Genomic DNA, 12,554 nt, shown 5'->3' on the forward strand with positions numbered 1-12,554 from the left:
GTCGTACCCCGGCAGGGTGCGGTCGGACGGTGGGCTCATGCGCGCCGCCGCCCCCGCGGCCTAGGCTCCGGCCGTACGCGCTGACGGTCCCGGTCGGGCCGCCACGACGACCGGTCGACGGGGAGGTGTGACGGTGCGCCACCGGGACCGTGTACCGCCCCTGGTGTGGGACGCGGCGCTGCCGATCCTTCTCGTCCTCAACGTCGTGACCGCCTACCCGGCGCGGGAGCTGCCGGTGGCCGCGGCGCTCACTGCCGCCCTGGCGCTCCCCCTGCTGTGGCGGCGCCGGGCCCCGCTCGCGGTGTTCGGCGCCGTGGCGGCAGCGGCCTTCGTCCAGTGGCTGATGGACGTCCAACTGCTCGCGGACGTAGCCCTGCTGGTGGCCCTCTACACGGCGGCCGCGCACACAGGCCGGCGCGGCACGCTCCTCGCCGGTGCCGTCGTGGAGGGCGGAGCGGTGCTGGCCTGCTTGCGCTGGGTACCGGACGGCGCGTTCCTGACCCCCTTCGTCGCGCTCTCCGCGACGGTCGTCGCCGCCGCCGTCCTCGGGGTGAACGTGCGGACCAGCCGGGCCTACGTCGCCGCCGTGCAGGAACGGGCCGAACGGCTGGCGCTGCACCAGGAGCAGCAGGCACGGCTGGCCGTCGCCGAGGAGCGGGCCCGGATCACCCGAGAGATGCACGACATCGTCACCCACAACCTGTCCGTCATGGTCGCGCTCACCGACGCCGCCGTCTACGCCCAGCACAGGTCCCCGGACCGGGCCACCGCCGCGATGCTGCAGATCTCCGAGACGGGCCGGCAGGCGCTGACCGACATGCGGCGCTCGCTGGGCGTCCTGCGGACCGGCGAGCGGGACGCGGAGCGCCACCCGCCGCCCGGCATCGCCCAGCTGAAGGCTCTCACCGACCAGATGGGCGCCGCGGGGCTACCGACCCGCATGGAGCTCCGCGGCGGCCACAACCACGTCCCCGCCACCGCACAACTCACCGTCTACCGTCTGGTGCAGGAAGCCTTGACCAACACCCTCAAGCACACACCCGCCGGCACCCGCGCGACGGTCCTGGTCGAGTGCTCGGCCCAGGCCGTCGGCGTGGAAGTCACCGACAGCGGCCCCCGCCCGGCGCGGCCCGCCGCCGCACCGCCCGGCCACGGCATCCCCGGCATGCGCGAGCGCGCGGCCGCCTACGGGGGCACGCTGCAGGCCGGACCGCTTCCGGGCGGCGGCTGGGGCGTCCGTACCCGACTCCTCCTCAACGGCGGCGGGACGGCCTCCGCATGACGATCCGCATCCTGATCGCCGACGACGAGGCGCTGCTCCGGATGGCCTTCGGCACGGTCCTGGAGGCCCAGCCCGACATGACACCGGTCGGCGAGGCCGCGGACGGCGCCCAGGCCGTCCGCCTCGCCCGGGAGCTGCGGCCCGATGTCGTCCTCATGGACGTCCGGATGCCCGGGACGGACGGGATCGAGGCGACCCGACAGGTCGTCGAGGTCTCCCCGCAGAGCAGAGTGCTGATCCTGACCACCTTCGACCTGGACGCGTACGCCTTCGACGGCCTCGCCGCCGGAGCCTCGGGCTTCCTTCTGAAGAACACCAGGCCGGAGGAGCTGCTCACCGCGATCCGCAACGTCGCGGCGGGCGACGCGGTGCTCTCCCCGCGGATCACCCGGCGCCTGCTGGAGGACTTCCGTCTGCACCTGCCCGACGGCGGCGCCGCCGTCCTCGACGAGCGGCTGGACCGGCTGAGCGCCCGTGAGCGCGAGGTGCTCGTCGAGGTCGGCCGCGGCCTGTCCAACGCCGAGATCGCGGCCGCGCTGTACCTCGCGGAGGCGACCGTGAAGTCCCATCTGGGGCGAATCCTGCACAAGCTCGAACTCCGCGACCGGATCCAGGCCGTGGTCTTCGCCCATGACAACCGCCTGGTCCGACCGGCCTGAGATCCGCTCCACGACTGAATCCACGGCGGACGTGGCCGGGGCGGCGGGCGTGGCGTCGGGATTCGTACGGGTTGTCAGGTCATGATGGCGCAGTGCGACTTGATCACGTGTCCTATGCGGTGGCCCGCGACAGCTTCGTCTCGACCGTTCAGTGGATCGGATCGGCCCTCGGCGCCGGGTTCGTCGACGGGGGTGTGCACCCGCGATTCGGCACCCGCAATTTCATTCTCCCGCTGAGCGGCGGCACCTACGTCGAGGTCGTCACCACACTCGACCACCCCGCCGCCGACCGCGCACCCTTCGGCCAGGCGGTCGCGCGCCGCGCCGCCGAGGGCGGCGGCTGGCTCGGTTGGGTGGTCTCCGTCGACGACATCACCCCGGTCGAGGCCCGCCTCGGCCGCACCTCGGCCGAGGGCCACCGTGTCCGCCCCGACGGGTTCGACCTGAGGTGGAAGCAGATCGGCCTGCTGGAACTGCTGGAGGACCCACAACTGCCCTACTTCCTCCAGTGGTCGGTCCCCATCGAGGAGCGCCCGAGCGCCGACCCGCGCACCCCCACCACCATCCACGGGGTCTCCATCGCCGGCGACGCCGCCTCCATCGCCGAATTCCTCGGCGAACCGGCCGACCACCCTCTCGACCAGATCGACGTCACCTGGGTCGAGGACGAGGAACCGGGTCTGGTCTCGGTCGAGTTCGCCACCGCCCACGGCCCCGTCACGATCTGACCAGAGCCCGACTGCCCCGCGGGAACAGCCGGCTGCCACTCGCGGTAGCGGTGCAAGTGCGATCCCCGAATGGGCGACACCTCCTCCACCGCTGGGACGTGCCACAACGCTGGCGGGGACAGGGGCCTTGCGACGTTAGGGTGTCCACATATCCAAGTAGATCTCAGAGCCTTCGGGGTGAGGTGGCACCGCCATCTCTCGTTCGAGTTTCAGCCAGCGATCGACTTTCTCGTCATACGTCCACCAAGGGATCTCAGGCCGAGGGGCGTCACCGTAGGGCAAGAGCTCCATCTCTCTGGCCATCCTCAGCAGCTCGTAAGCCGTTGCGGTCCCTACCTTGAGTAGCTTCTCGGCCTGCCGGATACCGTCGGAGACCGGAAGCCCGGCGTACTGTGCGGTCCGGACCGAACGGGCGACGATTTCGATGCGAGGCAAGTAGTAGTTGTGCCATCGAGGGTGCATCCGCTTCTTGAGGTCCTCCCGGAGCCTCAATACCTGATACGCAACTGGATAGCGTTGCCGTTCCTGGGTGACCTGCCGGACGTAGTCCTGGGGGACGGGACCGGCAGGACCAGGGCTCCAGCCGCTTGGCTTCCAACGCCACGTTCCGTCACTGGTAATGGCGACGAGGTGCGGCACCATGGCGAGCGCACGGATGAGCGGTTCGATGAGATCGGCGAGCACCCTGGGGTGGTCCGCAGCGCACGGCACTCCGAGAAGGGGCATCCCGTTCGATGCGACGAAGGTTCCGTTCTCCACCTCGAAGGCTGTGCACGCGTCGATCTCTGACCCGTACTCCGGGGTGAGGTTCAACCGGAACCGCCGAGGAAAGAAAGCTCCGGCAACGGGGACGAGATTGTCCCGACACCACACCTCCTCCTCTCCTTCATGAAAAGTCGTACTGACGAAGATCCCTGACCAGAGGTTCTCCAGATAGTCGGGCTGATTCCTCAGAGAGACATCCATGGCGGCAAGGTACCGATGCCTGGGACGGTGAGGTTGGAAATGAGCCGGATGGCTCTTGATCGCTGTCCGGGGCATGGCTCTGGGCGGATATGCATCGAGGAGGAAGACATTGAGCGAGGTTCAACCGGTGGCGCCAGCTGGTCAGACCGGCGGGCTTCCCAGTGCACGGGAGGCGGTGATGCTGACGCTCGGCTGCGAGTTGTTCGGGGCGGCCGGCGTCATGGGCATCATGTCGGGGGTCAGCGGATGGCCTGCCTGGCCGACCTTGACGGCGCTCTCGGGGGTAGCGGGCACGGCGTGCTCCACCATCTGGCTGACATTCCGGAAGGAACGCTGGGCCCAGGCTGCGCGTTGACAGCGTCCTGCGGTGCTGCGGGCCGAAGGCGCAGGGGTGGACCAGCACCGCGGTCAGGACGTCGCGGCCCACCCAGCGGTGGACTGGGAACGCAGGGGCCGGCCGCTCACCCGGCGGCTGCGGGCGGCCCCGTCCCGAACCGCGGCACGTCCTCCACCGTCACGTCCAGGCGCAGCCGTTGAAAGCGCAGCGGGTGCTGGAAGACGCCGCCGCGGTCCACGGCCGGTCGGCGCTGATCTCCGCTACCAGGTCGGGGCGGACCAGGACCGTGTCGAGGACTTCACGGGATCCCCAAGCGGCGGCGAACCGCACCCTCGTCCACGGGTGATCGGGGTCTGCGGCCGTCAGGTGCTCGGCGATCGGGCGGGCTTGCTCGGGGCGCAGTGGGACGGTCCGGCCGACCGCGCGCAGACGGCCTGCCGCGTCGTGGCGGCCCAGGACGAGGAGCTGCGGGCGCGCGAGGGTGCCCGTGATGGCCCCGATAACGGCCTCCGTGGTGTCTCGTCTTCTGATCTTGGTCCATCCGCGGTATCCGGCGAGGTACTTCTTGGCCATGCCGTTGCAGACCAGACCGTGGTCGGTGAACAGCTCCTCCAGAAGAGCGCGCCGGTCCTTGTACGGGCACGCCGCGGCCGCGGGCAGCGGCCCGGCGCTGCAACGCCTCGAACGACGGCCGGCCCGGCTCGGGATCCCAGACGAGGAGTTCGTGTCGTACGGTCTGACGTCGCGGTCGCCCACCGTCCGCAACGGATCTCACCGAACCCGGCGGCGCCGCCGGTACGGCCGAGAGATCTGAACCGATACCGGGAATCAGGCGGCGACGAGCTCCTGCTCGCGGTCCGGCGTTTTGACCTTGGGCTTCTTGTTCGGCAGCGAGAGCCGGAAGACCTTGTGCCAGGCGGAGAACACCTGCTTGGGCAGCGGGCCGGTGACGTACTCCAGCTCGTACTTCTCGAACAGCGCGCGCACCTTCACCGCGACCTCGGCGTAGCGGTTGCTCGGCAGGTCCGGGAACAGGTGGTGCTCGATCTGGTGCGACAGATTGCCGGTCATGAAGTGCATGGCCTTGCTGCCGCTGATGTTCGCCGAGCCCATCATCTGGCGCAGGTACCACTGGCCTCGCGTCTCGCCCTTGATCGACCGGCGTTCGAAGACCTGTACGCCCTCGGGGAAGTGCCCGCACATGATCACCGAGTGGGTCCAGATGTTGCGGACCAGGTTCGCGGTGAACGTGGCGGCGAGCGTGGGGAGGAACGACGGGCCCGACAGCAGCGGGTGGATCACGTAGTCCTTGAGCACCTGCTTGCGGATCTTGCGGCCCACGGCCTTGGCCCGCGCGCGGAACTCCGGGTTCTTGCGGCGGCGCTTGCGCAGGTTCTTGCCGAGCTCCAGGTCGTACGCTGCGATGCCGTATTCGAAGAAGCAGGCGTTGAGGAAGTTCCACAGCGGCTGGCCGAGGTGGAACGGGTGCCACCTCTGGTCCTCGTCGACGCGCATGATGCCGTAGCCGAGGTCGTTGTCCTTGCCGATCACGTTGGTGTAGGTGTGGTGCAGCTCGTTGTGCGAGTGCTTCCACTGCTCGGACGGGGAGACGTGATCCCACTCCCAGGTGGTGGAGTGGATCTTCGGGTCCCGCATCCAGTCCCACTGGCCGTGCAGGATGTTGTGGCCGATCTCCATGTTGTCCATGATCTTCGCCACGGACAGCCCGGCGGTGCCGATCAGCCACGCGGGCGGGAAGATCGAGAACAGCAGCACGCCCCTGCTGACCAGCTCGAGCTTGCGCTGCGCCGAGATGACCTTGCGGATGTAGGCGGCGTCCTTCTCGCCGCGGTCGGCGATCACCTCGTCGCGGATCGCGTCCAGCTCGCGGCCCAGCTCCTCGATCTGCTCCGCGGTCAGGTGGGCGGTGGGGTCGATGGCGGTCAAGGTGCTCCTACCGTTCGATGTCGCAGGGGCCCGCCGCGGCGGACACGCAGGTCTGGATGAGGACGCCCGGCTCGGCCTCGGTGATCTCGCCGGTGCGCAGGTCGCGGACGGCGCCAGCCTTGAGCGGCGTGACGCAGCCGAAGCAGATGCCCATGCGGCACCCGGAGGGCATGAGCACGCCGGCCTCCTCGCCGACGTCCAGCAACGGCGTGGCGCCGTCCGCGTCGACGGTCTTGCCGGTGGCGCTGAACGTGACCTCGCCGCCGTCGCCGGCCACGACGATGCCGGGTCGGAAGCGTTCGGTGTGCAGGCGCTCTTGAACGCCGTGCTCGCTCCAGTGCTTTTCGGCGGCGTCGAGCAGGCCCGCGGGTCCGCAGGCCCAGGTCTCGCGCTCGGCCCAGTCGGGCACGAGTTCGGCGAGACGGGTGATGTCGAGCACTCCGTCCGTGTCGGTGTGCAGCTCGGTGAGACGCAGCTTCTTGTCCGCGACCAGGTCGTGCAGCTCGTTGCGGAAGATCACGTCTTGCGCCTGTGGCGCGGAGTGGACCATGACGACGTCGTCGAACTCGGTGTCGCGCAGCATGCCCATCACGGGCGTGATGCCGCTGCCGGCCGTCAGGTAGAGCACCTTGGCGGGCTTGGCCTGCGGCAGTACGAAGTCACCGGTCGGCTGGTCGAGCTGGATCAGCGTGCCCGGTTTGGCCCTGCGGACCAGGTGGTTGCTGACCTTGCCGTCCGGGATCGCCTTCACGGTGATCGTGACGCGGCCGTCCTGGCGGTTCGTCGGCGAGGTGAGGGAGTAGGCACGCCACAGGCGCACCCCGTCGACGTCGACCCCGATCCGCACGTACTGACCGGCCGTGTGGCCGCGCCAGCCCCGTCCCGGCCTGATCACGATGGTCGCGGCGTCGCCCGTCTCGGGATGCACGGCCTCGATGCGCCCACGCAGGTCAGCGCCCGCACGCAGCGGGCTGACCAGGTCGAGGTAGTCCGACGGCAGCAGCGGCGTCGTGACCATCTCCAGCAGTTTCCACGCCCTACTGCGGAGGGCTGCACTCGTCATGACCCCAGCTTGATGCGCCTCAGGGCGTAAAGTCCTGTCCGCAGGACGTAAATCTGATCGGCCCAATTGTTCGCAAGGAACAAAAATATGAGCCATGCAACCCGGAGGGCCACCGAGCTGGCCCTGGATGAGACGACGGTCACAGCACTTCGGGCGGCGCTGAAGACCACCGCCGACGAGGTCGTCCAGGCGATCATCGACGAGGTCCCGTCCTACGCCAACGCCCTTTCGGGCCGCATGGGTGGCACCATCCGCCGAGCCGTCCACACCGCCCTGGGGCACTACCTGGACCTCGCGAGCGGGAACGCCACGGGCGGCGACGGCGATGACGCAGCCTACGAGCTGGGCCGCGGCGAAGTGCGCGACGGCCGTTCGATGGACGCCCTGCTCAGCGCCTACCGCGTCGGCGCCCGTGTGGCCTGGCGATGCCTGGCGGCGGGTGCCGTACCCGCAGGTCTGCCCGCCGCCGAGGTCGCCAAGTTCGCCGAGCTGACCTTCGCCTACATCGACGAGCTCTCGGCCGCGAGCGCCGCGGGCCACGCCGACGCACTGGCCGCCCGGGGCAGGGCCCACGAGCGCCACCTGGAACACCTGGCCCGCGACCTCCTCGCCGGCGCGAGCCCGGACGTGCTGCTGGGCTCTGTTCAACGGGCCGGGTGGCAGCCTCCGGTTTCGCTGACCGCGGTCCTGTTGCCCGCCGACCAGGTACGGCCCGCCTACCGCGCACTCGACCCGAGCACCCTCGTCCTCGACGATCTGCCGGATGACACCGGTGTGCTGCTCGTCCCCGATGCCGACCGATCACATCTCTTGCGGCAGCTGACCGACCGCACCGCCGTGGTCGGCCCGGCCCGGCCGTGGACTCGTGCGTCCGCCTCGTACGCACGAGCCGTACGCGCGCGCTCCCTCTCCTCCGATATTCGCGACACCGAGGAACACCTGCCCGAGCTGGTGCTGAGCGCCGACGTGGACGCGTTCGCAGACCTGCGTGCCCGAGCCCTCGCACCGTTGCTGACCTTGCCCGTCGCGACCGCACGGCGGCTGGAGGAGACGTTGCGGGCATGGCTGCTGCACCAGGGAAGGCGGGACGAGGTGGCGGCGGCGTTGTTCGTCCATCCCCAGACAGTCCGGTACCGGATGTCGCAGCTGCGGGAGCTGTTCCCGGATCTCGCATCGCCACACCGGGTCCTTGAACTGACGCTGGCGGTTGGTCTTCGGGTCAGCTGACGCGTACTTCGACCGTCCGCGCCCGCGTCCGCGAGCGGCCCCGGAACTCCGGGAGGACCGCCCGGCCTGACTCGTTGGCCGTCTCCGGCCCGTTGGCGTTCAGAAGGCGCTCAGCGCGTCGCGGGTGTTGGTGCGGTACAGGCCGACCTTCGGGTTGGCGACGCTACCCGGCTTGGCCAGCTGGAGGCTGGCGCCGTCCGCGTTCGGCATGTGCTCCTTGTCGGCCAGGACGTTGACCTCGTCGGCCACGGGGCCGTTGCCACCCGACGGGTTGAGGTCCACGGCCGCGTACGCGGTGGCGCCGGGGTGCACCGGGTACGCCGGGGCGCCGCCCAGACCACCGGGAGCAGTGGCCTGGAGACCGAGCGCGCTGCCCTTGGCGCTGAAGCCGACGGTGGGGAAGTAGTCCAGACCGCAGGAGGTGGAACCGTTGTTGGTCACGGTGATGACGCGAACGGTGCCCGGAGTGCCCGTCGGGGAAGTGACCTTGACGGTCAGGTTCCGCGCCGAGCAGGGGTGGGTGTAGGCGTAGGAGTCACCGGTGGTGTCCCCCGTGTCCTTGCCGCCCGAACCGGTCTTCGCCGGGGTGGCGGCGGCCGTGCCGGTTCCGGTGACCTTGCCGGCGGACGGGGCGGCGGACGGGGCGGCGGAGGCGCCCTTCCCGGACGGCGTCACGGTGCCGATCGAGACCGGCTTGTCCACGCTCTTGCTCGCGGCGGGGTTCGCGGTCGGCCCGCCGGCGCTGTCCGAGCCACCGCAGGCGGTCAGGGCCAGAGCGAGGCCGGCGGTGGCGGCGGCCAGGGCGGTGGTGCGGAGTGGGTAGGTGCGCATGGGGAACTCTCCGTTTTTTCGGTGCGGTTGTCGGACGGAGGCTTCCGCTTCCCGTCCGACGAGACGTTGGGTGGCTGCTGTTCCGGTCGGCTGCTGCCGCGGGCGGCCGAGGGCGGTCGGTGGGGCGGGTGGGGCCCTCCCGTTGCGACCGCCGAATCCGACCGCCGATCCGATCGGCGGACCGACCGGCGGACCGACCGGCTGATGACGCAACTGTGGGGCCGGATTCGTCCCAGCGGCGTCTGGACCGGGATAGTTGGAACCCTGGAACGCTCCCGACCCCTCTCACCTGGGGCAATCGGGCGAGCCTGGAACGTGATTCCGGGATGAGGGGGAGGGTGGAATGGCCACGGAGACGGAGACGGAGCGGTTCGCGGAGCTGATGCGCGGACTCAAAGAGCGCTCGGGGCGCAGCTACGGCACGCTCGCGAAGCGTCTGCACTCCAGCAACTCGACGCTGCACCGCTATTGCAGCGGTGCGGCGGTGCCCACGGATTACGCCCCGGTGGAGCGGTTCGCCCGAGTCTGCGGTGCCTCGGCCGACGAACTGCTCGCGCTGCACCAGCAGTGGCTGCTGGCGCTGGTGGAGCGGCGACGGGGGCTGACGGAGGGGCAGGCCTCGGGCTCGGGGGCGGCGAACTCCGCGGCGCCGCGGGGCGGTGACGCCGCGTCGGAGGTGCCGCCCGCATCGGCGGTGGTGGCTGGGGAGGCTTCGGAGGTCCGGCCGCAGGCAGAGACCGGCCCCGCGCCGGCACCGGCGGAGGCCCCCTCCCCTGCACCGGCAACGGAGCCACCCGCACACGCCCCCGTCGCGCTTGTCCAGACGGGCCCCGCCCGGGCCTCCGTACCGCGGGCCCGGCGTTCTCGGCTGCTGCTCGCCGTTGCGGCCGCCGTGGCCACCGCCGCGGTGGCGGGGACCGCCGCCGCCGTCTCCGCCATGGGAGATACGGGTCACGGGGACACGCGCCACGGCGCCGCCCAGCCGTCCTCGCGCGAGCGGGCGGCGGGCCCGGCCCTGCCGTCCGGCGGGTCGTCGTCACCCACGCCCACAGCCGGTTCCACACCCCCGTCCAGCCCCGGACCGTTGTCGCCCTCGGCAACGTCCACGTCCACCTCGCCGGCCACCGCCAAGGAGGGGGCCTCCCCCACCGCCCCCTTCACGGTCAACGTCCTGCCCGACAACTGGGACAGCCCCTGCGACCAGTGGTTCGCCCTGGACAAGGCACCCGGCACGGTCCCCCCGCCCCCCGCCGGGCAGGCGACCGAAGGGTGGGCCCGGGCCCTGGACGCCGTCCCGGCGGGGCACCTGCGCATGCAGCTGACCGTCCAGGGCACCGAGGGCAAGGCCGCGGTCCTGCACGCGCTGTACGTCCATGTCGTGAGCGGCCGCAAGGCTCCCGGCTGGAACGCGTACACCATGGGCGCCGGTTGCGGCGGCGCGCTGGTGCCGGCGTCCTTCGCCGTGGACCTGGACGAGGCCTCCCCGCGGGCCAGGCCCGTACCTGGCAAGGAGGGCGAGCGGCCAACGGCCTCGACCGACTTCCCGTACAAGGTCTCTGCCACCGACCCCCAGGTGCTGAACATCGACGCCGCCACACTCGGTCAGGACGTCAGCTGGTACCTGGAGCTGGCCTGGAGCAGTGGCGACCGCCAGGGCACCACCCGCATCGACGACCACGGCCGCCCGTTCCGGACGGTCGCCCTGAACGCCGGCCACAGCTACTGGTACAACGCGAACCACAACGCCTGGCTACCGGACACGGAATGAAAGAGTGCGCGCTCGCACACGCGGGCCTCCGGGTCTGGTTCCGAAAGGGCAGCGAACCCAGCCGGGCCTGGCTGACCAAGCACAACATCGAGGAGCAGAACGACGGCAGCTTTCGGGTGTACTGCGCCGACCACGTTCCCTTCGTGCCCGCTGAATACCTGCACGATGCGTTCCGTACCTTCGCCGGACCGCTGTACGACGACCCAGACCACGCGCCTGATCCGGTGTAGCCAGGCCTGATGCGGCACGTCCCTCACAGCGCGACAGACGGCTTCGGCACACCCGTCCGCATCACCACACTCACCACACCTCAAAGAGCCGGCCGGGCGTGTGGAACGCGGCTAGAAGCAGCGCCGTGACCGGCTCGATCCCGGGCGGTGCTGTGCGTCTCCCGGCCTCTTCATGTCAGTCGGTCGATGAGGATCATCGCCACGTCGTCCGTCAAGCGGCCCTCTGTGTGGCGGATGAGCGCCTTGTGCAGTTCGTCCAGGAACTCCTGTGGGGAGGTGCCGGCGGGTATCTCCTCCATGGTCTCTGGCAGGGGGAAGAAGTCCTGGTCACGGTTGCGGGCTTCGATCACGCCGTCTGTGTAGAACAGCAGCCGGTCGCCGGGCAGGAACGGGTAACTCTCGGGCTTGGCAGGAAGGCCGTGGACGAGGTCTTCGAGACCGAGCGGTGGCATGGGTGAGGCGGGCATCAGGGCCTGGACCTGGCCCTCGCGCAGCACCAGCGGAGGCGGATGGCCGCGGTTGACCAGGTGCACCACTGGTTCGTCCGGCACCTGGGCGATGAGCGCGGTGGTGAATCCCTCCATGAGGACTTCGGGAAGTTCTGCCTGAGAGTAGGTACCCGGCACGGCGGCTTCTCGCCGTAGGGCGGCCGCGCAATGGTTCATGACCTCCTGCACCTCGTCCTCGTAGTGAACGGCCTCCCGGAACGCGCCCAATGCCACCGCGACCGCGCGTATGGCCGACAGCCCTTTCCCCCGGACGTCCCCCACGATCAGGCGGACGCCGTAGCGCGTCTGCACTGCCTCGTACAGATCGCCGCCCACCAGCGCCCCGGTCCCGGCCGCGAGGCACAGACTGGCCGCCCGTACCGGCCCCAGGAGCTCGGGGACGGGCCGCAGGACGACCTCCTGGGCCGCCACTGCGATCCGGCGGACCTGGTCGAGCTCGCCCTGCCTGCGCGTGCGCACCGCGTTACTCAGGATGACACTGGCCACGGACACCACGATCAGCCCCAGGAAGTTGCCGATGATCAGCTGGGTCTGGGTTCCCCACGACTGGTTGTAGGTCGCGGAGGTCACGTTCACACCCGCCGCGACGGCTGCTGCGGACAGAATGCCCTTCGGGCCCATCGTCAGCGCGGCCAGTGCCGGCGTCGTGGTGAGGACGGGGCCAGTGACCAGATAGTGGGCGGGTGAGAGCTCGATCCCCAGCACGCCCAGCGCGATCACGAAGGGCGCGCACCGCTCCAACGTGAACAGGACCGCGCCGTGACCGCCCGCTCCCGGCCGGGAGGACGCTCCCGGCCGAACGGGCGATCGAGGATGTGACCTCATGGAAACAGCCTGCCTCGCGAAAGCTGACAGGGCCTCCCGGAAGCCCATGACCAGCGGCAGCCCTGTGCTCCCGTGCCCGCCGTACCGGCGGGGCGCCCGGACTGCGCCTGCCACGGCGCGGACCTACGCTGATGAGGTGACGGCCGTGTCGGAGACCATGGCAATTGCGGAGGCGGCCGGAG

General features: G+C 70.4%; 13 protein-coding genes. 6 read left to right on the top strand and 7 right to left on the bottom strand.

Annotation, left to right across the window (positions count from 1 at the left end; all coding sequences use genetic code 11):
- Positions 1 to 127 precede the first annotated feature (127 nt).
- The 3 genes from OHU74_RS01095 (at position 128) to OHU74_RS01105 (ending at position 2,669) form a co-directional block, all read left to right on the top strand.
- Positions 128 to 1,282, top strand: coding sequence for a sensor histidine kinase (locus tag OHU74_RS01095; RefSeq protein WP_371614097.1), 1,155 nt, complete (start codon positions 128 to 130; stop codon positions 1,280 to 1,282).
- Entirely contained in the window at positions 1,279 to 1,941 is a 663-nt protein-coding gene (locus OHU74_RS01100) for a response regulator (protein ID WP_371614098.1), read from the top strand. Before OHU74_RS01095 ends, OHU74_RS01100 begins: the two co-directional genes overlap by 4 nt.
- A gap of 92 nt (positions 1,942 to 2,033) precedes the next feature.
- Entirely contained in the window at positions 2,034 to 2,669 is a 636-nt protein-coding gene (locus tag OHU74_RS01105) for a VOC family protein (protein ID WP_371614099.1), read from the top strand.
- Between the two features lie 135 nt (positions 2,670 to 2,804).
- Here the strand turns inward: OHU74_RS01105 and OHU74_RS01110 are convergent, their stop codons facing one another.
- The 5 genes from OHU74_RS01110 to OHU74_RS01130 all read right to left on the bottom strand — a co-directional run bounded on the left by OHU74_RS01110 (position 2,805) and on the right by OHU74_RS01130 (position 6,937).
- On the bottom strand, positions 2,805 to 3,635 hold the full coding sequence (locus tag OHU74_RS01110) for a hypothetical protein (RefSeq protein ID WP_371614100.1): 831 nt from the start codon (positions 3,633 to 3,635) through the stop codon (positions 2,805 to 2,807).
- 141 nt (positions 3,636 to 3,776) lie between these two features.
- On the bottom strand, positions 3,777 to 3,929 hold the full coding sequence (locus OHU74_RS01115; RefSeq protein WP_371614101.1) for a hypothetical protein: 153 nt from the start codon (positions 3,927 to 3,929) through the stop codon (positions 3,777 to 3,779).
- A 220-nt stretch (positions 3,930 to 4,149) separates the two neighbouring features.
- A complete protein-coding gene (locus tag OHU74_RS01120; protein WP_371614102.1) occupies positions 4,150 to 4,728 on the bottom strand; it encodes a hypothetical protein in 579 nt (192 codons plus the stop codon).
- Between the two features lie 72 nt (positions 4,729 to 4,800).
- On the bottom strand, positions 4,801 to 5,919 hold the full coding sequence (locus OHU74_RS01125; protein WP_371614103.1) for a fatty acid desaturase: 1,119 nt from the start codon (positions 5,917 to 5,919) through the stop codon (positions 4,801 to 4,803).
- A gap of 7 nt (positions 5,920 to 5,926) precedes the next feature.
- A complete protein-coding gene (locus OHU74_RS01130) occupies positions 5,927 to 6,937 on the bottom strand; it encodes a ferredoxin reductase (RefSeq protein ID WP_371619525.1) in 1,011 nt (336 codons plus the stop codon).
- Positions 6,938 to 7,069: 132 nt separating this feature from the next.
- Here OHU74_RS01130 and OHU74_RS01135 point away from each other — a divergent pair, with 132 nt between their 5' ends.
- Positions 7,070 to 8,209, top strand: coding sequence for a PucR family transcriptional regulator (locus OHU74_RS01135; protein WP_371614104.1), 1,140 nt, complete (start codon positions 7,070 to 7,072; stop codon positions 8,207 to 8,209).
- 99 nt (positions 8,210 to 8,308) lie between these two features.
- On the opposite strand, the gene OHU74_RS01140 is transcribed toward OHU74_RS01135, so the two are convergent.
- Complete coding sequence (locus OHU74_RS01140; RefSeq protein WP_371614105.1) at positions 8,309 to 9,040, bottom strand: DUF4232 domain-containing protein; 732 nt, start codon at positions 9,038 to 9,040, stop codon at positions 8,309 to 8,311.
- Between the two features lie 343 nt (positions 9,041 to 9,383).
- Between OHU74_RS01140 and OHU74_RS01145 the strand changes: the two genes are divergently transcribed.
- Together OHU74_RS01145 and OHU74_RS01150 are read left to right on the top strand one after the other, a co-directional pair.
- Positions 9,384 to 10,808 carry a helix-turn-helix domain-containing protein gene (locus OHU74_RS01145; RefSeq protein ID WP_371614106.1) on the top strand — a complete coding sequence of 475 codons (1,425 nt, stop codon included), beginning with the start codon at positions 9,384 to 9,386 and terminating at the stop codon, positions 10,806 to 10,808.
- A complete protein-coding gene (locus OHU74_RS01150; protein WP_371614107.1) occupies positions 10,805 to 11,038 on the top strand; it encodes a hypothetical protein in 234 nt (77 codons plus the stop codon). Before OHU74_RS01145 ends, OHU74_RS01150 begins: the two co-directional genes overlap by 4 nt.
- A gap of 170 nt (positions 11,039 to 11,208) precedes the next feature.
- Here OHU74_RS01150 and OHU74_RS01155 read toward each other — a convergent pair whose 3' ends face one another.
- Entirely contained in the window at positions 11,209 to 12,267 is a 1,059-nt protein-coding gene (locus OHU74_RS01155) for a PP2C family protein-serine/threonine phosphatase (RefSeq protein ID WP_371614108.1), read from the bottom strand.
- Between the last annotated feature and the right edge of the window lie 287 nt (positions 12,268 to 12,554).

Origin of the sequence: Streptomyces sp. NBC_00454 (assembly GCF_041434015.1) — a bacterium.
Classification (GTDB): Bacteria; Actinomycetota; Actinomycetes; order Streptomycetales; family Streptomycetaceae; genus Streptomyces.